The sequence below is a fragment of the Streptomyces sp. SLBN-8D4 genome (assembly GCF_049739545.1).
In the GTDB taxonomy this organism is placed as follows: domain Bacteria; phylum Actinomycetota; class Actinomycetes; order Streptomycetales; family Streptomycetaceae; genus Streptomyces; species Streptomyces canus_C.
In genome coordinates, this window is record NZ_JBMGQC010000001.1 from 9,295,493 (window position 1) to 9,318,664 (window position 23,172).

Sequence of the window (23,172 nt, forward strand, 5' to 3'; positions counted from 1 at the left end):
AGAATCCACGCACGCGCGCGTACCGCGCATGCCCTGTCACCAAGCTCCGATGCGGGACGGCCCGGAAAAGTTCGCTCACTTCCGGACGTATACGGCCGCCGGGAGCCGGCCGGCCACCGAAGCGCCGCCTTCCCGGTGTCGGGCCGGGCGGCCCGCGCGAGGCTCTACTCCAGGTCGAGGAGCCCGATCTCGGCCCAGATCGTCTTGCCGTCGGGCGTGTGCCGGCTGCCCCAGCGCTGGGTGAGCTGAGCGACCAGGAGCAGTCCCCGGCCGCCCTCGTCCCACGTCTTGGCGCGTCGCAGATGCGGTGCGGTGTGGTTGGTGTCGGAGACCTCGCAGATCAGCGTGGTCGCGTCATGGATGAGCCGCAGCCGGATGGGACGGGCGCCGTACCGGATCGCGTTCGTCACCAGCTCGCTCGTCACCAGTTCGGCCGTGAACGACGCCTCGCTCAGGTCCCAGCGGCCCAGCTGCTCCACAACCTGCTTGCGGACCGGCGCCACCAGCGACGGGTCGGCGGGGATGTCCCAGGTCGCCACCTGGGAGGCGGGCAGCCCCAGGGTGCGGGCCAGCAGCAGGGCCACGTCGTCCGTGGACCCGCCCGCCGGGAGCAGCGTGTGCAGCATGCGGTCGCAGCTCTCCTCCAGGGAGTCGGAGGGCGCGGCCAGGGCCTCGCACAGCAGCGCGTGACTGGCGTCCACGTCCCGCTCCCGGGACTCGATCAGCCCGTCCGTGAACAGGGACAGCACGGTCCCCTCGGGCAGCGCCAGCTCGGCGGACTCGAACGGCAGCCCGCCCAGGCCCAGCGGCGGCCCCGCCGGAAGGTCCACCTGGCGTGCCACCCCGCCCGGCATCAGCATCACAGGCGCCGGATGCCCGGCACGGGCCAGCGTGCAGCGCCGCGACACCGGGTCGTACACCGCGTACAGACAGGTGGCCCCGACCTCACCGGGACTGCCCTCACCGCCGGCCTCCGCGGACAGCCGTACGACCAGGTCGTCGAGGTGGGTGAGCAGCTCGTCCGGGGCCAGGTCGATGTCGGCGAGCGTGCGGACGGCGGTGCGCAGCCGGCCCATCGTCGCCGAGGCCTGGATGCCGTGCCCGACCACGTCCCCGACGACCATCGCGACCCGCATGCCCGACAGCGGGATCACGTCGAACCAGTCGCCGCCCACTCCGGCGCGCGCGGCCGGGAGATAGCGGGAGGCCGCCTCCACGGCGGCCGTGCGCGGCAGGGAGCGGGGCAGCAGGCTGCGCTGGAGGGCGAGGGCGGTCTCGCGCTCGCGGGAGAAGCGGCGGGCGTTGTCGATGCAGATCCCGGCGCGCGCGGTGATCTCCTCGGCGAGCAGCACGTCGTCCGGGGTGAAGGGGTCGGGCCGGCGGTAGCGGGTGAGGACCGCGACCCCGAGGGTCTGGCCGCGGGCCTGGATCGGCACGGACATCGTGGAGTGGACGCCGTACTCCTTGACCCGCTCGCCGCGTGTCCTGTTCCAGTTGAGCCACCGGTCCAGGCGCCCGGAGGCGACCGTGGCGGAGATGGTGCGGCCCGCCGTCAGCGAGTCCGCCTGCGGCGAGGTGGCCGGATACACCTCCGAGTGCCCGGGCTTGACCACGGCCAGGGGATTGCCGGGGTCCACCGACTGGTGGGCGGCGCGGCGCAGCTCGACCGGCGCGGTGAGCGTCGCCGGTGTCTCGCCGTTCTCCTGCGGGTCCAGCAGGTCGACGCTGACGAAGTCGGCGAGCGCCGGAATGCAGACATCCGCCAGCTCCTGGGCCGTGCGGGTGACGTCGAGGGTGGTGCCGATGCGCACACTCGCCTCGTTGACCAGCTGGAGCCGCTCCCGGGCGAGGAAGTTGTCGGAGAAGTCGTGGGCGGCCAGACACACGCCCCGCACCCGGCCCGCCGGGTCGGTGACGGGCGCCATCCGGGCCAGCCAGGCGTGCGCGCCGTCCTCGCCCCCGGTCCGCATGTACGTCTGCACGTCCTTGGCCCGGCCGGTGGTGAGCACCTCCAGCAGGTGCCCCTCCAGTTCCTCGCTCTGCCGCTTGCCGCCGATCTCGGAGAGTCTGAGGCCCCGGATGCGCTTCTCGGGCAGCCCGATCACGTCGGCCATGGCGTCGTTGACCCGGCGCAGCCGCAGCTCTTCGTCGTAGACGGCGAGGGCACAGGGCGACTGGGTCAGTACGGCCGCGCCCAGCGGGTCGTCGGGGGAGCGGGGGCCGCCGGGGTCCAGCGGGGTGACCACGAGCCAGTGCCCGGGGCCGCCGTCGGAGGAGTGCTGGTGGTGGGCGAGCAGCCACACCGATACGGCGGTGCCGTCGCGGTGGCACAGGGTGAGGGTGCCGTCCCAGCGGCCGCCCACGGGCCCGTCGGGTGTCTCCTCGCCCCCGCTGACCAGGAGGTTCACCGCCGGTCTGCCCACGACCTCGACGGGCGACCAGCCCAGCAGCCGCTGCGCCCCGGCGTTCCACGCGACCAGCGTGCCGTCCTCACCGACGACGGCCCGAGCCGTCGCCGCGTCGTCGAACGGGTACACGAGGGTCATCGCCGCCACTCCATTGCGCGCACTCTCAGTGAACAAACACGTCACTTGGGTTCCAGCGTAGTGGGTCGCGCTCACCCGCGGACGGTGAACCCCTGTGTACGCCCCACCCCTGGCCGGGGCGCCGTCAAGAGGGAAATCCGGTCGAGGTGACGCCTGGGACGCAGGCGGCTCACCGCACCCTTGACTGCCACAAGTGGCTCACCGTCAGATTGTGTTTGTTCACGATCAGTTGTGAGTACTTCTGGGCCCGATGAGAGAGAGCCGCCATGACGGTCACACGCAGAACGGTTTTGCTCGCTTCCACGGCCGCACCGGCCGCGGGCGTTCTCCTGGCCCCTCCCGCGGCCGGTGCGGCCGAGTCGTCCGGGCACGGGTCCGGACGCCGTACGGTCGCGCTGCGCGACGGCTGGCGCTTCGCGCTGGTCGATCCGGCCGGGATCACGGACCCGACGGGGGAGTACGCGGAGGCCGCCGCCCCCGGCTACGACGACGCGGAGTGGCGTGAGATCGCCGTCCCGCACGACTGGAGCATCGAACTCGCCCCGACCCCGCAGAACGGCACCACCAGCGGCACCGGCTTCTTCCCCGGCGGCCTGGGCTGGTACCGCCTCGCGTTCACCCTGCCGGCCGCCCTCGCCGGCAAGCGGATCTCGGTGGAGTTCGACGGCGTGTACATGGACGCGTACGTCTACTGCAACGGCACCGAGGCCGGCCGCCACCCCTACGGCTACACCGGCTTCGCCCTCGACCTGACCGACCTGCTCCACACCGACGGCACCACCGAGAACGTGATCGCGGTCAAGGTGCAGAACCGGCTCCCCAGCAGCCGCTGGTACTCGGGCAGCGGCATCTACCGCGAGGCCCGCCTGGTGGTCACCGACCCGGTGCACGTGGAGCGCTGGGGCACCCGCGTCACGACTCCGGAGCTCACCGAGGAGCGCGGCCTGGTCCGGGTGGCGACGTCCGTGGTGAACGCGTCCGGCACCCGGTACCGACGTCGAGGTGGTCACGCGGATCGTCGACCCCCACGGCCGCACGGTCGCCCGTGTCTCCTCCACGGTCGCCGTCACCGACAGGGTCACCGAGACCCACGAACTCACGGTCCCCGAACCGAAGGTGTGGGACCTCGGGACACCGCAGCACCGGTACACCGTGCGGACCGAGCTGCGGGTCGGCGGCACCACGACGGACACGTACACCACCCCCCTCGGCTTCCGCACCTTCCGTTTCGACCCGGACGAGGGCTTCCACCTCAACGGCACGTATCACAAGCTCAAGGGCGTCGACCTCCACCACGACCTCGGCGCCCTCGGCGCGGCCGTCAGCATCGACGCGATCCGCAGACAGATGACCCTCATGAAGTCGATGGGCGTCAACGCCTTCCGCACCTCCCACAACCCGCCCTCCCCGGAGATGATCCAGGTCTGCGAGGAACTGGGCATCGTGATGCTGGTGGAGGCCTTCGACTGCTGGAAGACCCCCAAGACCCGTTACGACTACGGCCGGTTCTTCGACGAGTGGTGCGAGCGGGACGCGACCGAGATGGTCCTCGCGGCCCGCAACTCGCCCGCGGTGCTGCTGTGGTCGATCGGCAACGAGATCCCCGACTCCACCTCCACCGCCGGACTCGCCATGGCCGACCGGATCATCGCCGCGATCAAGGCGGCCGACGACACCCGCCCGTTGATCATCGGCTCCGACAAGTACCGCCGCCTGCCCGCCAAGGGCTCGGCGGCCGATCTGATGCTGGCCAAGCTGGACGGCCTCGGTCTGAACTACAACACGGCCAAGTCGGTGGACCAGCTGCACACCGCCTACCCGCACCTGTTCCTCTTCGAGTCCGAGTCGTCCTCCGAGACCTCGACGCGGGGCGCCTACCAGGAGCCCGAGCACCTGAACACCGGCGAGAACCACACCCCCGGCAGGCGGGAGACCTCGTCCTACGACAACAACCTCGCCTCCTGGACCATGAGCGGTGAGTACGGCCACAAGAAGGACCGGGACCGCGAGTGGTTCGCCGGGCAGTTCCTGTGGTCGGGGATCGACTACATCGGGGAGCCGACGCCGTACGACGTCTTCCCGGTGAAGGCGTCCTTCTTCGGCGCGGTCGACACCGCCGGTTTCCCGAAGGACATGTACCACCTCTTCCGCAGCCAGTGGGTCGACGAGCCGATGGTCCATCTCGTGCCGATGACCTGGAACCACGGGAAGGGCGACACGGTCGAGGTGTGGGCGTACGCCAACGTCCCCGAGGTCGAGCTGTTCCTCAACGGCAGGTCCCTCGGCACCCGGACCTTCGACACCAAGAAGACCACCGACGGCCGGGCCTACCTGGAGACCACGGAGGCCACCGGCGACGACAAGACCTTCACCGACGGCCCCTACCCCGGCAGCTACACCAGCCCGAACGGCAGCGCGGGCAAGCTGCATCTGACGTGGAAAGTGCCGTACGCGCCGGGCGAGTTGAAGGCGGTGGCGAGGAGGAACGGCAGGACGGTGGCCACCGACGTGCTGCGCACGGCCGGCCGGCCCCACGCCGTACGCCTCACCCCCGACCGTACGTCCCTGGCCGCGGACGGCCGTTCACTGGTCTTCGTCACCGCGGACGTCGTCGACGCCCGTGGAGTGGTCGTGCCCGACGCCGAGCACCTGATCTCCTTCGCGGTCGCCGGCGGCTCGCTCGCCGGGCTCGACAACGGCCGTGAGGAGAGTGCCGAGCGCTATCAGGCCAGTACCCGCACCGCGTTCCACGGCAAGGCCCTCGCGATCGTGCGGGCCGGCACCGAGCCGGGCGTCCTGAAGGTGACGGCGCGCGCGGACGGGCTGCGGGCGGGTACCGCGAAAGTGCGTACCACCCCGTCCCGCTCGATGGCCCTCACCGAGCCGGCCGCCTTCAACCCCGATCATCCGGCCCCTCCGAACTACCCCGTGGCGGACGCCAGTTACTCCGGCCGCCCGGACACCCTCCCGGCCGCGATGCTCGACGGCGACCCCGCCACCGGCTGGTCCAACGCCTTCAGCAAGGCCGCCACCGCCCTGCTGCCCGCCTTCAGCGGCGCGCGGGCCGAGGACTGGGTCTCGGTGGACTTCGGACGGACCAGGACCTTCGACCGCGCGGAGATCTCCTTCACCCTGAGCGCGACCCACAGCCTGCCCGCCTCCGTCGAGGCCGCGGTGTGGGACGGGACGCGATACGTGCCGGTCGAGGGCGTCTCCGTCGCCTGGGCCACCGCTTCCGACGAACCCACGGTGATCACCTTCGACGCCGTTCGCGCCTCCCGGCTCCGGCTCACGCTGACCAGCGCGTATCCGGGGGAGACCCGCGGCGCGGCGCGCATCGGCAGGCTGGAGGTGCCGGGGAGCTGATCCCGCCACGGGCGGTCCGGACGGGAAATCAGTCCCGTCCGGACCGTTGACGAGGTGTCATGCCTGCAACAAGCATGGCCTGCGACCGTCGATTGGGAGCGCTCCCATGCTGGGCGCCGCCCGTAACTCCCCCGAGGAGCCCGGACGTGAACAGACGCAGAACCGCCCTGCTGACCCTGACCGCCTTGCTGGGAGCGGCACTTGTGGCCTCGCCCGCCTCCCCGGCCACGGCCGACGAGGTCGAGCAGCTCAAGAACGGCACCTTCGACACCACCACCGAGCCCTGGTGGACGACCAGCAACGTCACCGCGGGCCTGTCCGACGGACAGCTCTGCGCGGACGTGCCGGGCGGCACCGCCAACCGCTGGGACGCCGCCGTCGGCCAGAACGACGTCTCCCTGGTGAAGGGGCAGTCGTACAAGTTCTCCTTCACCGCGAAGGGTTCGCCCGAAGGGCACGTCGTGCGGGCGATCGTGGGGCTGCAAGTGGCGCCCTACGACACCTACTTCGAGGTGAGCCCGCAGCTGAGCGTCTCCGGGAACTCCTACTCCTACACGTTCACCTCGCCCGTCGACACCGCCCAGGGCCAGGTCGGCTTCCAACTCGGCGGCAGCGCCGACCCGTTCCGCTTCTGCATGGACGACGCCTCCCTGCTGGGCGGGGTCCCGCCCGAGGTGTACGAGCCCGACACCGGACCGCGGGTGCGGGTCAACCAGGTCGCCTATCTGCCCGCCGGGCCGAAGAACGCCACCTTGGTCACCGACGCCACGACGAAGCTGCCCTGGCAGCTGAAGAGTGCCTCCGGCGCCGTCGTCGCCCACGGCTGGACCCTGCCGCGCGGCATCGACGCCTCCTCGGGGCAGAACGTCCACTCCATCGACTTCGGCGCCTACAGGAAGCGCGGCACGGGCCTCACCCTGGTCGCGGACGGCGAGACCAGCCGGCCCTTCGACATCGGCACGCGCGCCTACGAACAGCTCCGCCTCGACGCGGCGAAGTACTACTACACCCAGCGCAGCGGCATCGCGATCCGCGACGACCTGCGCCCGGGCTACGGCCGCCCCGCCGGCCACGTGAACGTGGCCCCCAACCAGGGCGACAAGAACGTGCCCTGCCAGCCCGGCGTGTGCGACTACACCCTCGACGTCTCCGGCGGCTGGTACGACGCCGGCGACCACGGCAAGTACGTCGTCAACGGCGGCATCTCCACCTGGGAGCTGCTGAGCACGTACGAACGCGAACTGCTGGCCCGCACCGGGCAGCCCGCGAAGCTCGGCGACGGCACCCTCGCCATCCCCGAGAGCGGCAACAAGGTGCCCGACATCCTCGACGAGGCCCGCTGGGAGCTGGACTTCCTGCTGAAGATGCAGGTGCCGGACGGGCAGCCGCTGGCCGGGATGGCCCATCACAAGATCCACGACGAGCAGTGGACCGGCCTGCCGCTCCTGCCGAGCGACGACCCGCAGAAGCGCGAACTGCACCCGCCGTCCACCGCGGCGACCCTGAACCTGGCCGCCACCGCCGCACAGGCCGCCCGCCTGTACAAACCGTACGACAAGGCGTTCGCGGCCAAGGCCCTGGCGGCCGCCCGCAAGGCCTGGACCGCGGCGCTCGCCCACCCCGACCTGTACGCCTCGGAGAGCGACGGCACCGGAGGCGGCACCTACGCCGACAACAACGTCAGCGACGAGTTCTACTGGGCAGCCGCCGAGCTGTACCTCACCACGGGCGAGAAGGCATTCCAGGACCACGTGCTCGCCTCACCCGTCCACACCGCCGACATCTTCAGCCCCGTCGGCTACGACTGGGCCCGCACGGCCGCGGCGGCCCGGCTGGACCTGGCGACCGTGCCGAGCAGGCTGCCCGGCCGTGCCAAGGTCCGCCAGTCGGTCGTCAAGGGCGCCGACCGCTACCTGGCCACCCTGAAGGCCCACCCGTACGGCATGCCGTACGCCCCGGAGGGCAACCTCTACGACTGGGGCTCCAACCACCAGATCCTGCACAACGGGATCGTCATCGCCACCGCCTACGACATCACCGGCGCCTCGAAGTACCGGGACGGCGCTCTCCAGGGCATCGACTACATCTTCGGCCGCAACGCGCTGAACATCTCGTACGTGACCGGCTACGGCGAGGTCAACTCCCACAACCAGCACGCCCGTTGGTACGCCCATCAGCTCGACCCGAACATGCCGAACCCGCCGAAGGGCACCCTCGCGGGCGGGCCGAACTCGGGCATCCAGGACCCCTACGCACAGAGCAAACTCCAGGGCTGCGTCGGCCAGTTCTGCTACATCGACGACATCCAGTCCTGGTCGACCAACGAGCACACCATCAACTGGAACTCCGCTCTGACCCGGATGGCGTCCTTCGTGGCGGATCAAGACTGACCTGAGCATGCTCCACCAGCTCACCGGGCCGCTCGTGCGCGGTGAGCGTGTGGAGCCGGGCCTGATCGAGCGGCTGGTGCACCTCGACGTACTCACCGTGCGGCAGCCGCTTGATCACGCCGGTCTCCCGGCCGTGCAACACCAGCTCCCGGTCCCGGAGTTGGAGGCCCAGACAGACCCGCCGGGTGACGACGAAGACGACCGCCGGGACGACGAACATCCCGATCCGGACCGCCCACGTGACGGTGTTGATCGACAGGTGCAGCCGGGTTGCCACGATGTCGTTGCCGCCGCCCGCCAGCAGGATCAGATACAGGCTGATCCAGGACGCGCCGATCGCCGTACGCACCGGACGGTTGCGCGGGCGGTCCAGGAGGTGGTGCTCGCTCCGGTCCTTGGTGAACCGGGCCTCCAGGAACGGATAGACCCCGATGAAGACCAGCAGGAGCGGGAAGATCACGACCGGGATCAGTACCCCGAGGATCAGTGTGTGGCCCCACAGGGTGACCTCCCAGCCCGGCATCACCCGCACCAGTCCCTCCGCGAACCCCAGGTACCAGTCCGGCTGGGCACCCGTGGAGACCTGGTCGGCGCGGTAGGGGCCGTACGACCAGACGGGGTTGATGGACGCCACGGCCGCGATCAGGGTCAGTGCCCCGAACACCAGGAAGAAGAAGCCGCCCGCCTTCGCCAGGTACACCGGGAAGAACGGCGTCCCGACCACGTTGCGTTCGGTCTTTCCGGGGCCCGCGAACTGGGTGTGCTTGTGGTACACGACCAGGATCAGGTGGGCCACCACGAGGGCGGCCATGATGCCGGGGATCACCAGGATGTGCAGCGAGTAGAAGCGGGCCACGATGTCGTGTCCCGGGAACTCGCCGCCGAACAGGAACAGCGCGAGATACGTCCCGACGACCGGCACCGACAAGGTGGCGCCGTACACGAACCTGAGGCCGGTGCCCGACAGCAAGTCGTCGGGCAGCGAGTAGCCGAAGAGGCCCTCGAACAGGCCCAGGAACAGCAGCAGCCAGCCGAACAGCCAGTTGACCTCGCGCGGCTTGCGGAACGACCCGGTGAAGAAGTGCCGCATCATGTGCGTGAGCATCGCGGCGACGAAGATCAGCGCCGACCAGTGGTGCAGCTGCCGGATCAGCAGCCCGCCGCGCACGTCGAAGCTGATGTCCAGCGTCGAGGCGTAGGCCTCCGACATGCGCACGCCGTTCAGGGGGGTGTAACTGCCGTGGTACGTCACCTCGTTCATCGAAGGGTGGAAGAACAGCGTCAGCCACACCCCGGTCAGGACCAGCACGACGAAGCTGTACAGGCAGATCTCGCCGAGCAGGAAGGACCAGTGGTCCGGGAAGACCTTGCGCAGGTACTTCGCGCCCAGCGTGCGGGTGCCGAGCCGTCCGTCGAGCCAGCCGGACAGCCGCTCGCCCTTCCCCGGCTCCGCCGGGCGTTCCGTGGCGGTCACGCCTCCTCCTTCTGCACATGGGTGAGCTTGTCGGGATTGCTCACGACGAAGAGGGCCGAGACCCGGTCGCCCTCCGGCGTGAGGTCCAGGACGATCACCGCGTACGGCGCGTCGTCCTGGAACAGCACGGCCGCGTCGTCGCCGTTGACCCTGCGGTAACGCAGCTCCAGAGCGGGCACGTGCGCTCCGGCCCCGCCCTGCTCGGCGCCCCGCCTCGCGTAACCGGTGAGCAGCCGTACGGCCTTGTCGCGGCCGTGCACCGGGCGCAGGGCCGAGGGTTTGCGGTTGCCGCCGCCGTCCGTCCACACCGTCACGTCCGGCGCGAGGATCTCCATCAGCTCCGCGATGTTCCCGCCGAGGGCGGCCCGCACGAAACGTTCCGTCGCCTCCCGGCGGACCCGGGGGTGCGCCTCGTACAGCGGCCGGCGGGCATGCACATGGGCCCGCGCGCGGTGCGCCAGCTGCCGTACGGCGGCCGGAGTGCGGTCCAGGATCCCGGCGATCTCGGTGTGGGCGTACCCGAACACCTCGTGCAGCACGAACACCGCGCGTTCCAGCGGGGACAGCGACTCCAGGACCACCAGCATCGCCAGCGACACGGACTCGGTCCGCAGCGCGGGGTCGTCGGCCCCGTCCTCGTCGGCGACCAGGGGCTCGGGCAGCCAGGGGCCGACATAGGTCTCCCTGCGGCGGCTGACCACGGCCCGCCGCTGGAGCGCGTGGTTGACGGCGATCCGGACCAGGTAGGCACGGGGGTTGTCGATCCCGCCCGCCCCCCGGCGCGACCACGACAGCCAGGTGTCCTGGAGCACGTCCTCGGTGTCGGCGACGCTGCCCAGCATGTTGTAGACGACACCGAACAACAGCTCCCGGTGCTCGACGAAGACACCGGTCGCCGCCTCGGCGTCGGGAACGGGGATCTCGGACATCTCGTGTGGCCTCCCAGTAGCGCGCTCACTACTGCGAGGCCTTGAGGCCCCGGAATGTGACATCCCCGGCCGGAATGTGACCCACGCCTCACCGGGGGCGGGGGCGGGGGCGGGCGGCTAGGACGCGTCGTGGAACACGATCCCGAGCGCGTGCCGCCGGCCGGAGCGCACGACGCTCACCCCGTGCCGCATCGCGCCGGCCGACCAGCCGCGCTGTGTACGCACCGGCCGTTCACGGGTCGTGAAGACCACACCACGGCCCCGGGGGAGCACGGTCGCCGTGCCCCGGGACTGGGCGCGGGGCCGCTGCTCGACCATCAGGAACTCGCCGCCGGTGTAGTCGGCGCCGTACTCGTCCAGCCCCACCACCACCTGGAGCGGGAAGACGAGGTCACCGAAGACGTCCCGGTGCAGCGCGTTCCAGTCGCCCTCGGTGTAGCGCAGCAGGATCTGCGCCGAGCGGTCCTGCCCGGCCGCGTGACAGCGCTCCAGCCACTCCTCCAGGGAGTCCGGCCAGGGGGCCGGGCGTCCGAGACGGGCCGCCCAGTCGCGGGCGACGGGCAGCAGACGGGGGTAGAGCGCGGCGCGCAGGGCGGCGACCGGGGCGGGCAGCGCGTGGGTGAAGTAGCGGTACTCGCCCGATCCGAAGCGGTGGCGTGCCATGTCCACGGTGGTCCGGAACAGCTCCGGTTTCTCGTACAGCGCCGTCAGGCCCCGGCACTCGGCGGGCGTCAGCAGCGGCGCCGTGGGCGCGCAGCCGTGGACGTCCAACTCGGCGCCGAGGGCGGCCCAGTCGGTCTCGGCGACCCGGGCGGCGGCCAGGTCGGGGGTGACGGTCATGTCGTTTCCTCCTCCCCTTCGAGTGTGGGCCCCGGTCCCCCGCCGGTCCGGCGGGAATCGGACACCGCGCTCGGACGCTCCGGTACCGCGCGAAGACCATCTTGACCTGCTGGTATTTACGGGTAAGTACCCGCGAGGTACCGTGAAGGCATGCCAGCTCTCAACGTGGAGTTCAGCGATCGCGAGCTAGAGGACCTGCGGCAGATCGCCAAGGAGCGCGGTACGTCGATGAAGGCCCTGGTACGGGAGGCCGCCGCGGCCGACATCGCCCGGCACCGGGCCCTGCAGGAAGGCGCGGAGGCGTTCCGGCGGTTCTTCTCCGCCCACGCCGACGAGTTCGCGGCCGCCTTCCCCGAGGACGAACCGGCCGCCAAGGGTGCGGGGCGGGTCGGCTGACCGATGGCTTCCGTGGTTCACATCGACGTGCCCTGGCTGCTCCAGCGGCACGAAGAGGTCCTGCCCGACCAGCCCACGATCAACGACTTCTCGGCCCTCGTCGCCGCCGTCGCCCGGCACCGCGTCGACCCGCCCCGCCTCGGCGTCGACTCCGACCCGGCCTGGCGCGCCGCCGCCCTCCTGCACACCCTGGCCCTGCTCAAGCCGTTACCGTCGGCCAACGCCCGCTTCGCCTGCGCCACCGCCGTGGCCTACATGTTCGTCAGCGGCGTCGGCATCGACCCGCCCTACGGCGCCCTCGTCGACCTCGCCCGCGACCTGATCTCCGGCAAGACCGACGTGTACGGCGCGGCCGACCGGCTGCGCTCCTGGCAGATCTGAGCCCCCGTCCACCTGTCCGGCCCGTCCGCACGGGCAGCGAGCCGCGGCCGGAGCGGGGTGCCCCGGCCGGACGCCGACCACCTCGCCCCCGGGGCCGCCGACCGAGGGCGGGAGGAACGGGGTCGGCGGCCGGGGTTTCGCGCGGGAGAGCCGCCGTCCCGCGCGGGGCCTCCGAGAAGGGCCGCTTCCAGTGGACTACCGGTCACCGCGCCGGGGGAGCGTGCGCGGAGCTCCGGCGCGTGCGCGGGTTTCACACGGGGCGCATGAAATGTCGAAAGCCGGTGCGAAGGCACGCAGTTGCGACGCTGTCTGACTATCTTTCAATTGACGCGGATGTTGCCCAGGTGCCTTGTTGGCCGTGAGTGACTTGTGCAAGGGTGAACCACCTGTGTGGGGGGCAAGGGCCGGGTCGCATTCGTCCCGTGGGGAACCGGGGCGGAGGGGCGTCGGCGAATTCGTGCTTCCCACTCGCCCGCCCAAAAGGGATGCGTCTTCGGCACTCCTTTTCGGCAGGAGAACTTCTGTGAGTCCCATGTCTGTGGGAAGGAAACCCGCTCAGTGCCAACCCCCCACCCACCGCTCCCTCCCTACCCTCCGCCCGGCGGCGCCTCCGGAGAATCCGACGAGGATCTCGCCGCCCGGCTCAGGGGCCGCCCCGACGGTGAGGCGGCCCAGGCCGTCGCGCTGCTCATGGCGCGCCACTGGAAACCGGCGCACGACTACGCGGTCATCTGCCTCGCCTCTCCCTCCGAGACCGCCTCGATGGTGGCCGCGGCCGCTTTTCACCAGGTCCTGGACCGGCTCGCGCTCGGCGAACCGGCCCTCGCGCTGCGCCCCAGAACCCTCGTGGCCGTGCGGGACACGGTCAAGGAGTGGGCGGCCGAGGACCGGACGACCGCTGTTCTGCCGGACCTGGTGAAACCGAACGGCGGCCGCGGTATGCGGGCCGCGAAGTCCATGACCCCCGAAAATCGCAAGCTCGCCGAACGGTCATTCCAGTCGCTTCCCGGACTCGCCCGCTGTCTGCTGTGGCACACCGAGGTGGAGGCGGAGTCGATTGCCGTGCCCGCCGCGCTCCTCGGCATGGATACCGACACGGCGTCGGCAGCGCTCGAACAGGCGCGTGAAAAATTCCGCGAAGGATGTGTACATGCCCATCGGGAACTCGCGCCCACGAAGGATTGCCGCTTCTACAACCGCCTCCTAGACGTTCCGATTCGCCGCGGTGGAGCCCTGCTGCCGGATGTCCAGCAGCATCTCGCGGAGTGCCGCTACTGCCGTTCCGCCGCGGAACAACTGAGCCATTTCGAGGGCGGCTTGGGCATCCTGATCGCCGAGGCGGTGCTGGGCTGGGGTGCCCGCCGCTATCTCGAACTGCGCGCCGGGCGTACGCCCCAGACGCCGGCCCGCGGCCGAGGCGCCGGCCGGCACGGCGCGGAACGCCGTCGTCTCCTCGACCGCATCCCGACTCCCGGCCGCCGCGCTCCCGGAGAGAGCGGGGGCCTGCGGTCCTCACGGACGCTGCTCACCGGAGTGGGCCTCACCTCCGCCGGTCTCCTCGCGGCCATGCTCGCCGCCGGCCTGTGGTCGCACGACGGCGGCGCCGACCCGGCCGCCTCCACCAGCGCCAGTGGAAGCGGCACGGTCCCGGGCGCCGGCACTCCGGGCACCGCCCAGCTGCCCACCGCACCGGCGGTGACCCGGCTGCGCAACGCCGCCGCCGACCTCTGCCTCGACATCCGGGGCGCGGTGAAAGCGGGCGCGGGCACCGAACTCGCGGCCTGCTCGACCGAGCGGACCCAGCAGTGGTCGTACGAGGAGGACGGTCTGCTGCGCAGCGAGGCGGATCCCGAGCTGTGCCTGGACTCGCACGCGGACGCGGGCGTGGTCATCCTCGGCCAATGCGCCGACGCCAAGGCGAAGCGGGCCGGCGACGTGCGCTACGACCTCACGGTGCAGGGGGAGTTACTGCCCCGCTGGGACGAGCAACTCGCCCTCGCCTCCACCGGCGCGGACCCGGGCGCCGATGTCGTGGTCAAGGTCCGCGACCGCTCGGACCAGCAACGGTGGCTGACCGACGCGGCCTCCGGCGCCAACCCCGGCTCGCTGTCGGTCACCGGGACCGAGGCCCCGCGGGCCCGGCCCGCGCAGCTCACGGACCGGGTATAGGGACGGTTCCGTCGCAGGTCCGCCGAGGGCGGGGAGGCCTCTTGATGGAGGCCTCCCTTCGTCGGAGGGCTCCCCTCGGGCGGGGTCCACCCCTCAGGCGTGGTCCTCCACGAGGTCGTCGGGGCCGACCGAGGCCGGGCTCGCGTGACCCGAGAGGGCGAGTGTGAGGTCCAACTCCGCGAGCAGACAGCGGATCACGTGCTCGACGCCCGCCTGCCCGTCGAGTCCGAGGCCGTAGACGTAGGGCCGTCCGAGGAGCACCGCGCGGGCGCCGAGCGCGAGGGCCTTGAAGACGTCGTCGCCGGTGCGGACACCGCTGTCGAAGAGCACGGTCAGTCGGTCGCCGACCGCCTCCACCACCCGCGGCAGCGCGTCCGCCGCCGCGACGGCCCCGGCGACCTGTCGACCGCCGTGGTTGGAGACCACGACCCCGTCCATCCCGGCGTCCGCGGCGAGGCGGGCGTCGTCCGGGTGCAGGACGCCCTTGAGGACGATCGGCCCGTCCCAGTTCTCCCTGAGCAGCGCGAGGTCGGGCCAGGTCTTGCCGGGGTCCGCGAACATGCCGACGAAGTGCAGCACGGCCGCGTCGGGATCCTCGTGCACGGGCTTGGCCAGACCCGCCTGGAAGGCCGGGTCGGAGAAGTAGTTGGCGGTGCCCACGCCCCGCAGGAACGGCAGATACGCCTGGTCGAGATCGCGGGGCCGCCAGGACAGCAACGGGGTGTCCAGGGTGACCACGAGGGCCGTGAACCCGGCCGCCTTCGCCCGGTTCAGGAAGCTCAGGGCCACCTGCGGGTCCTTCGGCCAGTACAGCTGGAACCAGCGTTCGGCGTCCCCCATCGCCTCGGCGACCTGTTCCATCGGTGTACTGGAGGCGGACGACAGGATGTACGGCACGCCCTGCGCCGCGGCCGCCCGGGCCGCCGCCGGTTCCGCGTCGGGATGCATGATCGACAGGACGCCGACCGGGGCGAGGGCCAGCGGGGCGGGCAGCGGGCGGCCCAGCACCTCCACCGACAGGTCGCGTTCGTGGACGTCCCGCAGCATGCGCGGGACGATCCGACGCCGCTCCAGCGCCGCCCGGTTCGCCCGCGCCGTACTGCCGTCCCCCGCACTGCCCGCCACATAACCCACCGGCCCGGGGCCGAGCCGCTGCTCCGTGAGCTCCTCCAGCCGGGTCAGGTCGGTGGGCAGCCGGGGCACCGCGCCCGACATCCCGCTCAGATAGATCTCGTACTGGAAGTCCGCCCAGTGCTTGGCCATCCGTCCGAACCGCCTCTCCTCGTCGGGTGCGCCGACGATATCCGGGGGCAGGCGCGGGTCAGGAGGCGGCGCCCGCCTCGGCTCAGGAGGCCGCGCCGACTTCGGCGAGGATCCGGGCCAGTTCGACCGGCTGGGAGAACATCGGCCAGTGGCCGGTGTCCATCTCGACCAGCTCCCACTGCTCGCTCTTCAGCAGCTCGGCCACGACGGGCATCGGTTCCTCGTCGTCGAGCAGGCACTTGAGGTAGGTCGCCGGAAGCTCGCCCAGCGGACGGGTGAGGACCGCGGGTTCGGTGAGCGTCGCTCCCGGGTGCGGGGACGAGCACCGGATGATCCGGGCGATCTGCTCGTCCGTCAGCCCCTGGTCGGCGTAGTGGTCCGCGCCCGCCGGCGGCCAATAGCCGTCGTGCTCCTCGATCTCCTCGCGTACGTGGTCGCTCGGCCACCCCGACAGGAACGACTCCCCGTCCACGGGCACGCTGGAGTCCACGAACACCACCCGCGCGAGCCGGTCACCTATCCGCTCGGCCGCCTGGCCCACGGGGACGCCCGCGTAGCTGTGCCCGACCAGCACGACCTCGCGCAGGTCCAGGCGCTCGACCTCGTCGACGATGTCCCGCACATGGGTCTGCCGGCCCACCGGGACACCCTGCTTCTCGGCGAGGCCCGACAAGGTCAGCGGATGGGGCTGGTGCCCGGCCGCGCGCAGCTCGGCCGCGACCTCGTCCCACGCGGACGCCCCGAGCCTTGCTCCTGCCACCAGTACGAAGTGAGTCATGTCCGCAACGTAGCCGACGGCACTGACGGCTCCCCGGGCGCCTGCAGGGGTGCCTGGTTCGGTTGTTGGGCGGGTGCGGGCCCGATGTGGCTGGTCGCGCAGTTCCCCGCGTCCCTAGGGGGTTGCAGTGCACCAGGACGGACGGGCACGGACCCGCGGCAGCGTGGGGCACCGCATGTCCTATTCGTCTTCCGGGTCCCCTGCGGAGGAATCGGCCACCCCCTCGGAGTCCGGACCCCGCTCCCGCACCCGCTGGACGTGCTCCAGGGACTCCCGCAGCTCGGCGAGCCAGTCGTCGGTGTGCCGCTGGACCAGCCGGACGCACCAGGCGAGCGCGTCGCTGCGGCTGCGGGCGACCCCGCCGGCGATCAGGGTGTCCAGGACCTGGCGCTCGGGTTGGCGCAGCCGGGTCATCACGGGCGCGGCCACATGCGTGAACAGGGCACGGTCGCCGTCGCACTCCACGCCCCAGGACACCTTGCGGCGGAACTTGTGCTCGGCCTCGCGGGCGACCTCGACGCGGTCCTCCCGGGTGCGCTCCCGGAACTCCTGGATCCGGCCCTGCACGGCCGCCTCCCGCTCGGCGGCCGAGACGCCCTCGGCGAGCCGAGGGCCGGGGATGCGGCCGATCACAGTGATCTCCTCGCGGTCGACCACCACCTCGACCAGGGCCTCGAAGAGGTCGTCGGGCAAGCGGCCGGTGAACCAGCCGCGCAGCTTCTCTCGCTGTTCGTCGGTAATCATGTAATGACGATTACTCCGCCGCTTCATGAACGCAAGGGGTCGTGACGGTGTGCGCTGACGGCTGAAGCGGAATGTTTCAGGCCTATTGCCGAGGTGGGGTTTTCAGGCCATACGGCCGGATCGGGCGATCAAGAACCGCCCAGTCAAAGGGCTCAGCTGTTCGGATGATGTGACTTCACGCCACTGATTCAACACGCAAGGTTACTGAAAGCTGTGGGGTCGATGTGAAGTCGGAGCCAGGAGTCGGCAGACTCACCGTCGCCGCTCCGGCACCGACCGAGTCGGAGGGCACACCCTCGAATCCAGCGGAAGGATGCACACAATGCGGAACACCGCGCGCTGGGCAGCGACCCTCGGCCTCACGGCCACCGCCGTCTGCGGACCCCTGACCGGAGCCGCTCTCGCCGAACCGGCCGCCGCCTCGGGCCTCTACGCTCCGTCGGCCCTCGTGCTCACCCTCGGCCACGGCGAGAGCGCCGCCACCGCAACCCCGGAACGTGCCGTGACCCTGACCTGTGCCCCGACCTCCTCGGGCACCCATCCGGCCGCGGCTCCGGCCTGCGCCGAACTGCGCGCGACCGGAGGGGACTTCGACGCTCTCGGAGCCGGTTCCGACGCCCTGTGCACCAGGGAGTACCACCCCGTGGTGGTCACGGTCGACGGCGTCTGGCGGGGCCAGCGCGTCTCCTACGAACGGACCTTCGCCAACGAGTGCGTGAAGAACTCCTACGGGAGTCTCTTCGCGTTCTGAGGGACCGGGGTCGCGTGGTGCCCGTGATCTGCCCGAGGGGCCCGCAGTTGGGGAGTGCCGCCCCTCTCACGGAACCCCCGTGATCCCGCACCGAGGGCCGGCGGACGGAGTGGGGCCGTCCGCCGGACCTTCGGGTCACTGTTTGTTCGGAGCATCGGGGAACTCGAGAAATCGGGGAACGCCGACTCAAGTGCGTCGACTTCTTGTCTATGAACGGGTCCGCTCCCGGTGGCTGGTGTCGCACCACGGGTAGCGACGACTGCGCCGACAGGTGCACAGGGCCACCCGGAAGCGGTCGGAGACGACCGTGGAGCCGTCCTCCAGCTCCACTTCCACGGGGCCCTCCACGAGCAGCGGGCCGCGGTGCTGGACCCGGATGCGGCACGGCCGGCCGGAGTCAGAGGGGGAGTTCGGCACGGACGACCACCAGCTCTTCCTTCTCATCGGCGGGGGAGAGCAGACCGCGCTCCCGCAGCCAGTCCTTCCGGGTGCGCAACACCGGCCCGAACGCGATGCGGTGACGGCGGGTCACGGCGGCTTTGAGGCCGGCCTCGCGCAGATGCCCCACCGTCCGTCCGGAGTCGCTCAGTTCGGAGTGCACGATCAGCAGCACTCCTCCGGGACGCAGCAGGGCGGGCGCCTCCCGGCAGACGCGGTCCAGCACGAAACGCCCGTCGTGGCCCGCGTCCCAGGCCCGGGCCCTTCCGCGCGGCGGCCGGACGCCCGTCGGCGCCGGCACGTACGGCGGATTGCTCAGAATGAGGTCGAACGACTGACCCCGCACGGGGCGGAAGAGGTTTCCGCGCCGGACGCGGATGGACGCACCGGTCAGCCAGGCGTTCGCCCGGGCCGTGCACACCGCGCGCCACGACACGTCGACCGCGGTCACCCGGCTGCCCCGGTGTGCCGCCTGGAGAGCGAGCGCACCCGTCCCGGTGCCCACGTCCAGGACGTCCGCGCCGGGCGGCAGCGGTTCTTCGGACAGGGCTCCGGCCAGCAGCGCGGTGTCCTCCTGAGGGCCGTAGACGCCGGGGAGGACCAGTGGGGGGTTCAGTGATCTCACCTTGCTCAAGTACCCCGACATTCAGGAAATATGGTGGATTTCGGAAGGAAGGGGAGTGCGCAGGGACGAGCGTCCCTGCGCCCAGTCGCGCAGCAGGCGGTCGGCGAGCCGGTCCTCGACATGTCCGGTGACGTCAATGCCGAAGGCGACGTCGGCGGCGAGGTGCGGTTCCTCGGCCACCAGGCCGCCGATCACCTCGTGGCGTACGACCTGTTCATGGACGGCGTCGGCCTCGACGTGCTCGTCGTAGAAGTGCTCGGCGGCCGCTCCCGCGCCGGTGTGGCGCATCGCCTCGGCCAGTCGCCGGGAGCCGGGGGAGGAGGTGATCTCCACCGCCGCGAAATGGCCCACGAGGGCTCCGCGCAGGCTGCGGTGCAGGCCCAGCAGGGACATGAGGTTCACCGTCGCGAGCATCTCCGCGCAGGCCGCGTCCAGGTAGTGCCCGTACGTCGTGTCCAGGCCCAGGTCCGTCATCAGGTTCGCGAAGAGGAGGGCGTGGACCCGGTCGGCGCGGCCGCCGCCGAACTCGTCGAACTCCACCGCGGCCATGCCCGCCTTGGCCCTGCCCCACAACCGCGGCAGTACCCATGCGTGCGGGTCGGCCTCCTTGAGGTGATAGAGCGATCGCTGGGCCGCGTACTCGCGCACGTGCCACAGCTCGCCCTCCTTGCTCAGGAAGTGACTGACTCCCGTGCCGTCGACCGGCTCCACGAGGAGCCCGGCGAGCGCGTCCTCGACGCTGTCGTGGACCGGGGTGTCCGTGCGCAGGGCGGAGAGGAAGCGGTGTTCCAGGGCGGCCCTGGTGCGCAGCAGGCCGGGGTCCCACTCGAGGTCGCAGGAGACGCCCGCGAAGCCGCGGTAGTGCAGTTCGTAGCAGATGTAGAGGGCCAGCTGGAGGTCGTCGCCGTACACGTCCGCCCTGGCGACGGTCTCGTCAGGCGGCAGTGGTCCGGCGCCGAGCAGATATTCCTGGACTGCGGCGGAGACCGGGCCCCGGGCCTGCGGCAGCTGTGGTTCTCGAGGGTCCTGAGGCATGGGCCCCGAGTACCCGGGCGTCGGCGGATCACCCCCCGCCCGCCCGGGACCGGTCCAGGGTCACTCTCCGCCCGCCCGGGACCGGGCAAGGGTCACTCTCCGGCGGATTCCTCCTGGGCGTGCTGATTGGGAGTGGTCGCGTCCCCGGCCTCGCCCTTGTGTGCGCGCTCCCCGTCGGAGTCCCGGACGCGCTTCTCGGCGTCCTCGACCTCGTGCAGGACCTCGTCGAGGGCGGTGTCGGGCTTCTGCTTCTGCTTGTTCTCCGGCACGGTCGTCCTCCCTTCTTCCTCGTTCAGGTGGTGGCGCTCGCGATACGCAGGGTCACCGGCTCGGGGGGAACGGCGTCGTCCTCGTTGCGGCGGGCGATCTCGGCCCACCAGGAGGGGCCGTCCTCGATGTGCCGCAGCAGAACCCCCTCGCGGATCGCCCAGGGGCAGATGGTGACGGTTCTGATCCCGGTGAGTTTCATCGCCGTGTGGCCCACCACGGCGCCGGCCAGGCTCTGTGCGGCGCGCGGGGCGGAGATGCCGGGCAGCTCGGCGCGCCGCGCGGCCGGGAGGGCGGCCAGGCGCTCGGCGGCCTCCCGCAGATCGGCGCGGTGCATCCGGCGTTCCACGAAGGGTCCGCGCCGCCCGGGCGGGGTCCCGCACAGCCGCCCCAGCTGCTCGAAGGTGCGTGAGGTGGCCACCGCGGTGCGCGGTCCCTCCCAGCGGATCCGTGACGCCACGTCCCGCAGTTGGTGGCGGACCTTGCGGCGCAGTGCCCGGATCGCCTCCGGGAGCGGCGGGTCCTCCCCCTCGAAAAACTCGTGGGTGAGCCGCCCCGCGCCCAGCGGCAGCGAGGCGACGTAGTCAGGCAACCGCCCGCGTCCGAAGGCCACTTCGAGCGATCCGCCACCGATGTCGAACAGCGCGAGCGGCCCCGCACGCCAGCCCATCCAGCGCCGGGCCCCGAGGAACGTGAGCTCCGCCTCCACCTCGCCCGGCAGGGTGTACAGCCCGATGCCGGTCCGGGTGCGGACGGTGCGCAGCACCTCCTGGCGGTTCGGCGCGGAGCGCACCACCGCGGTCGCGAAGGCCAGCGGGCCTGCCGCGCCCCATCTCGCGGCGGTCCGGCACGCGCCTTCCACCGCCTCCACCAACTGTTCCACGGCCTCCTCGGGCACCGGGCCGCCCGGCCGCACATGATCGGCGAGTCTCAGCCGCCACTTCGCGGTGTGCACCGGCAATGGCACCCCGTCCTCGGCGTCCGCCACCACCAGTCGCACCGTGTTCGAACCCACATCCACCACGCTTATCCGCATGGCTCTGTGGGTACCCACGCAGAACCCCTTCCAACGTCAGGCGATCTGACAGGGCGTCACTCTCGGCCACCGCGTGTCGACAGTACGTGGGACGCGCTGCGGACAGCGGTGGCAGTGGACAGCGAGGAGGGCCGCCGTCTCCCTGCGGACGGCGGCCCTCCGGTACCGGCGGCTCCTGCGGCGGCTGCTACATGTGGATGACGGGTGCGGCGTCCGCGTCCTGCTCCGGCACCCCGCGCCGGAAGAGCAGGAAGGCGATCAGCGCGCCGGCGGCGAACAGGCCCGCCGACCACCAGAAGGCGGTGGTGTAGCTCTCGATGGTCGCGTGGGCCTGGACCAGCTTGTTCGTCGGGTCCTTGCCGACCAGGTAGTCCGTGGCGGCGCTCGCGGCCAGCGTGTTCAGCAGCGCCGTCCCGATCGAACCGCCCACCTGCTGCATGGCGTTGACGGTGGCGGAGGCGACTCCCGCGTCCTCGGCCGCGACCCCGCCGGTGGCCAGCTGCATGGCCGGCGGCATGACCAGGCCGAGGCCGAAGCCGGTCACGATCAGCTGCGGCAGTACGTGGGACACGTAGCTGGAGCCGACGCCGATCCCGGTCAGCCAGGCCATGCCGGCCGCGGCGACCGCGAAGCCGGCCGGGATGACCACCTTCGGTCCGATCCGCGGGACCAGCATCGTGGTGCTGACCTGGGCCGCGACCATCAGCGCGGCGACCATCGGCAGGAAGGCGGCACCGGTCTTGGTCGGGCTGAAGCCCAGGTTCAGCTGGAGGTAGTAGGTGAGGAAGAGGAAGACCCCGAACATGCCGCCGCCGGAGATCAGCACGGCCAGGAAGGAGGCCGCCCGGTTGCGGTCCAGCAGGATCCGCAGCGGCAGCAGCGGGTGCGCGGCGCGGGTCTGCCACCAGGCGAAGGCGGCCAGCAGCAGACCGCCCGCGATCAGGAAGCCCCAGGTCTCGGGAGAGCTCCAGTCGTGCGTCTCGGCGTTGGAGAAGCCGTACACCAGGGAGAAGAGACCGGCGGCGACCAGCAGGGTGCCGGGCACGTCCAGCTTGGAGTTCGCGGCGTCACGGTGGTTGTGCAGCAGTATCCAGCCGCCCGCGAAGGCGACGACGGCGATGACGACGTTGACGTAGAGCGTCCAGCGCCAGTCGAGCGCGTCGGTCAGGACGCCGCCGAGCAGCAGGCCCACCGCGCCACCGGCGCCGGCTATGGCGCCGTACACACTGAACGCCCTGGCCCGCTCGCGGGCGTCGGTGAACGTCGTGTTGAGCAGGGAGAGCGCGGCCGGCGCGAGGAGCGCGCCGAAGGCGCCCTGCAGGGCGCGGGCGGTGACCAGCATCTCGAAGTTGGTGGCGGCACCGCCGAGCGCGGAGACGGCCGCGAAGCCGACGACCCCGACGAGGAAGGCCGTCTTGCGGCCGAAGAGGTCGGCGATCCGGCCGCCGAGCAGCAGCAGGGAGGCGAACGCCAGCGCGTAGGCCGTGACGATCCACTGCCGGTTGCCGTCGGAGAAGCCGAGGTCGGCCTGGGCCGAGGGGAGGGCGATGTTCACGATGGTGGCGTCGAGGACCACCATCAGCTGGGCGAGCGCGATGACGGCGAGGATCCACCACCGCTTGGCCGAGGCGTCGGCCGGTGCCGCGACAGCACCGTCCCGCCCGCTCTCGGTCAGAGTCTTCTGGGACATGGGAACAACTCCAGGGAAAGTCGGCCGGACACGTCCGGTTCATAAACGAAACGG

18 protein-coding genes and 1 pseudogene are annotated in these 23,172 nt (G+C 71.4%); 6 read left to right on the forward strand and 13 right to left on the reverse strand.

Going from position 1 to position 23,172, the window contains the following annotated elements; all coding sequences use genetic code 11:
- Positions 1-164 precede the first annotated feature (164 nt).
- Positions 165-2,546, reverse strand: a complete 2,382-nt coding sequence (locus RKD20_RS42200) for a SpoIIE family protein phosphatase (protein WP_424882350.1) — start codon at positions 2,544-2,546, stop codon at positions 165-167.
- Between the two features lie 266 nt (positions 2,547-2,812).
- Between RKD20_RS42200 and RKD20_RS42205 the strand changes: the two are divergent.
- A pseudogene (locus RKD20_RS42205) lies at positions 2,813-5,912 on the forward strand (glycoside hydrolase family 2 TIM barrel-domain containing protein).
- Between the two features lie 146 nt (positions 5,913-6,058).
- The gene (locus tag RKD20_RS42210) at positions 6,059-8,302 is read left to right on the forward strand and encodes a glycoside hydrolase family 9 protein (protein WP_424882351.1); all 2,244 of its coding nucleotides are present in this window, start codon (positions 6,059-6,061) and stop codon (positions 8,300-8,302) included.
- Here RKD20_RS42210 and RKD20_RS42215 read toward each other — a convergent pair.
- From RKD20_RS42215 to RKD20_RS42225, 3 genes are all read right to left on the reverse strand, one after another.
- On the reverse strand, positions 8,247-9,776 hold the full coding sequence (locus tag RKD20_RS42215; RefSeq protein WP_424882352.1) for a cytochrome b: 1,530 nt from the start codon (positions 9,774-9,776) through the stop codon (positions 8,247-8,249). The genes RKD20_RS42210 and RKD20_RS42215 overlap by 56 nt on opposite strands.
- Complete coding sequence (gene sigJ / locus RKD20_RS42220; RefSeq protein ID WP_424882353.1) at positions 9,773-10,705, reverse strand: RNA polymerase sigma factor SigJ; 933 nt, start codon at positions 10,703-10,705, stop codon at positions 9,773-9,775. The genes RKD20_RS42215 and sigJ overlap by 4 nt, the downstream gene beginning before the upstream one ends.
- A 117-nt stretch (positions 10,706-10,822) precedes the next feature.
- Positions 10,823-11,545, reverse strand: a complete 723-nt coding sequence (locus RKD20_RS42225; RefSeq protein WP_424882354.1) for a 2OG-Fe(II) oxygenase — start codon at positions 11,543-11,545, stop codon at positions 10,823-10,825.
- 150 nt (positions 11,546-11,695) lie between these two features.
- Here RKD20_RS42225 and RKD20_RS42230 point away from each other — a divergent pair, with 150 nt between their 5' ends.
- The 3 genes from RKD20_RS42230 (at position 11,696) to RKD20_RS42240 (ending at position 14,491) form a co-directional block, all read left to right on the forward strand.
- Complete coding sequence (locus RKD20_RS42230; protein ID WP_007386605.1) at positions 11,696-11,941, forward strand: hypothetical protein; 246 nt, start codon at positions 11,696-11,698, stop codon at positions 11,939-11,941.
- Between the two features lie 3 nt (positions 11,942-11,944).
- Complete coding sequence (locus tag RKD20_RS42235) at positions 11,945-12,322, forward strand: hypothetical protein (RefSeq protein ID WP_007386606.1); 378 nt, start codon at positions 11,945-11,947, stop codon at positions 12,320-12,322.
- Between the two features lie 558 nt (positions 12,323-12,880).
- Positions 12,881-14,491, forward strand: coding sequence for an RICIN domain-containing protein (locus tag RKD20_RS42240; RefSeq protein WP_424882355.1), 1,611 nt, complete (start codon positions 12,881-12,883; stop codon positions 14,489-14,491).
- Positions 14,492-14,584: 93 nt separating this feature from the next.
- Here RKD20_RS42240 and RKD20_RS42245 read toward each other — a convergent pair whose 3' ends face one another.
- From RKD20_RS42245 to RKD20_RS42255, 3 genes are all read right to left on the reverse strand, one after another.
- On the reverse strand, positions 14,585-15,754 hold the full coding sequence (locus RKD20_RS42245; RefSeq protein ID WP_424882356.1) for a lactate 2-monooxygenase: 1,170 nt from the start codon (positions 15,752-15,754) through the stop codon (positions 14,585-14,587).
- Between the two features lie 82 nt (positions 15,755-15,836).
- Positions 15,837-16,532, reverse strand: coding sequence for an alpha/beta fold hydrolase (locus tag RKD20_RS42250; protein WP_424882357.1), 696 nt, complete (start codon positions 16,530-16,532; stop codon positions 15,837-15,839).
- 180 nt (positions 16,533-16,712) lie between these two features.
- Positions 16,713-17,276 carry a hypothetical protein gene (locus tag RKD20_RS42255; protein WP_424882358.1) on the reverse strand — a complete coding sequence of 188 codons (564 nt, stop codon included), beginning with the start codon at positions 17,274-17,276 and terminating at the stop codon, positions 16,713-16,715.
- A 322-nt stretch (positions 17,277-17,598) separates the two neighbouring features.
- Here RKD20_RS42255 and RKD20_RS42260 point away from each other — a divergent pair, with 322 nt between their 5' ends.
- Positions 17,599-18,027 (forward strand): protease inhibitor, encoded by a 429-nt coding sequence (locus RKD20_RS42260; RefSeq protein WP_424882359.1) that lies wholly within the window; start codon positions 17,599-17,601, stop codon positions 18,025-18,027.
- Positions 18,028-18,234: 207 nt separating this feature from the next.
- On the opposite strand, the gene RKD20_RS42265 is transcribed toward RKD20_RS42260, so the two are convergent.
- The 6 genes from RKD20_RS42265 to RKD20_RS42290 form a co-directional block, all read right to left on the reverse strand.
- Positions 18,235-18,444, reverse strand: coding sequence for a CDGSH iron-sulfur domain-containing protein (locus tag RKD20_RS42265; protein WP_007386614.1), 210 nt, complete (start codon positions 18,442-18,444; stop codon positions 18,235-18,237).
- On the reverse strand, positions 18,425-19,111 hold the full coding sequence (locus tag RKD20_RS42270) for a HemK2/MTQ2 family protein methyltransferase (RefSeq protein WP_424882360.1): 687 nt from the start codon (positions 19,109-19,111) through the stop codon (positions 18,425-18,427). Before RKD20_RS42270 ends, RKD20_RS42265 begins: the two co-directional genes overlap by 20 nt.
- The gene (locus RKD20_RS42275) at positions 19,112-20,125 is read right to left on the reverse strand and encodes an iron-containing redox enzyme family protein (RefSeq protein ID WP_424882361.1); all 1,014 of its coding nucleotides are present in this window, start codon (positions 20,123-20,125) and stop codon (positions 19,112-19,114) included.
- A gap of 92 nt (positions 20,126-20,217) precedes the next feature.
- Complete coding sequence (locus RKD20_RS42280) at positions 20,218-20,394, reverse strand: hypothetical protein (RefSeq protein WP_424882362.1); 177 nt, start codon at positions 20,392-20,394, stop codon at positions 20,218-20,220.
- Between the two features lie 23 nt (positions 20,395-20,417).
- Positions 20,418-21,428, reverse strand: a complete 1,011-nt coding sequence (locus RKD20_RS42285; protein WP_424883446.1) for a Ppx/GppA family phosphatase — start codon at positions 21,426-21,428, stop codon at positions 20,418-20,420.
- 187 nt (positions 21,429-21,615) lie between these two features.
- Positions 21,616-23,118: an MFS transporter gene (locus RKD20_RS42290; protein ID WP_424882363.1), complete on the reverse strand. Its 1,503-nt coding sequence runs from the start codon at positions 23,116-23,118 to the stop codon at positions 21,616-21,618.
- Positions 23,119-23,172: the final 54 nt, after the last annotated feature.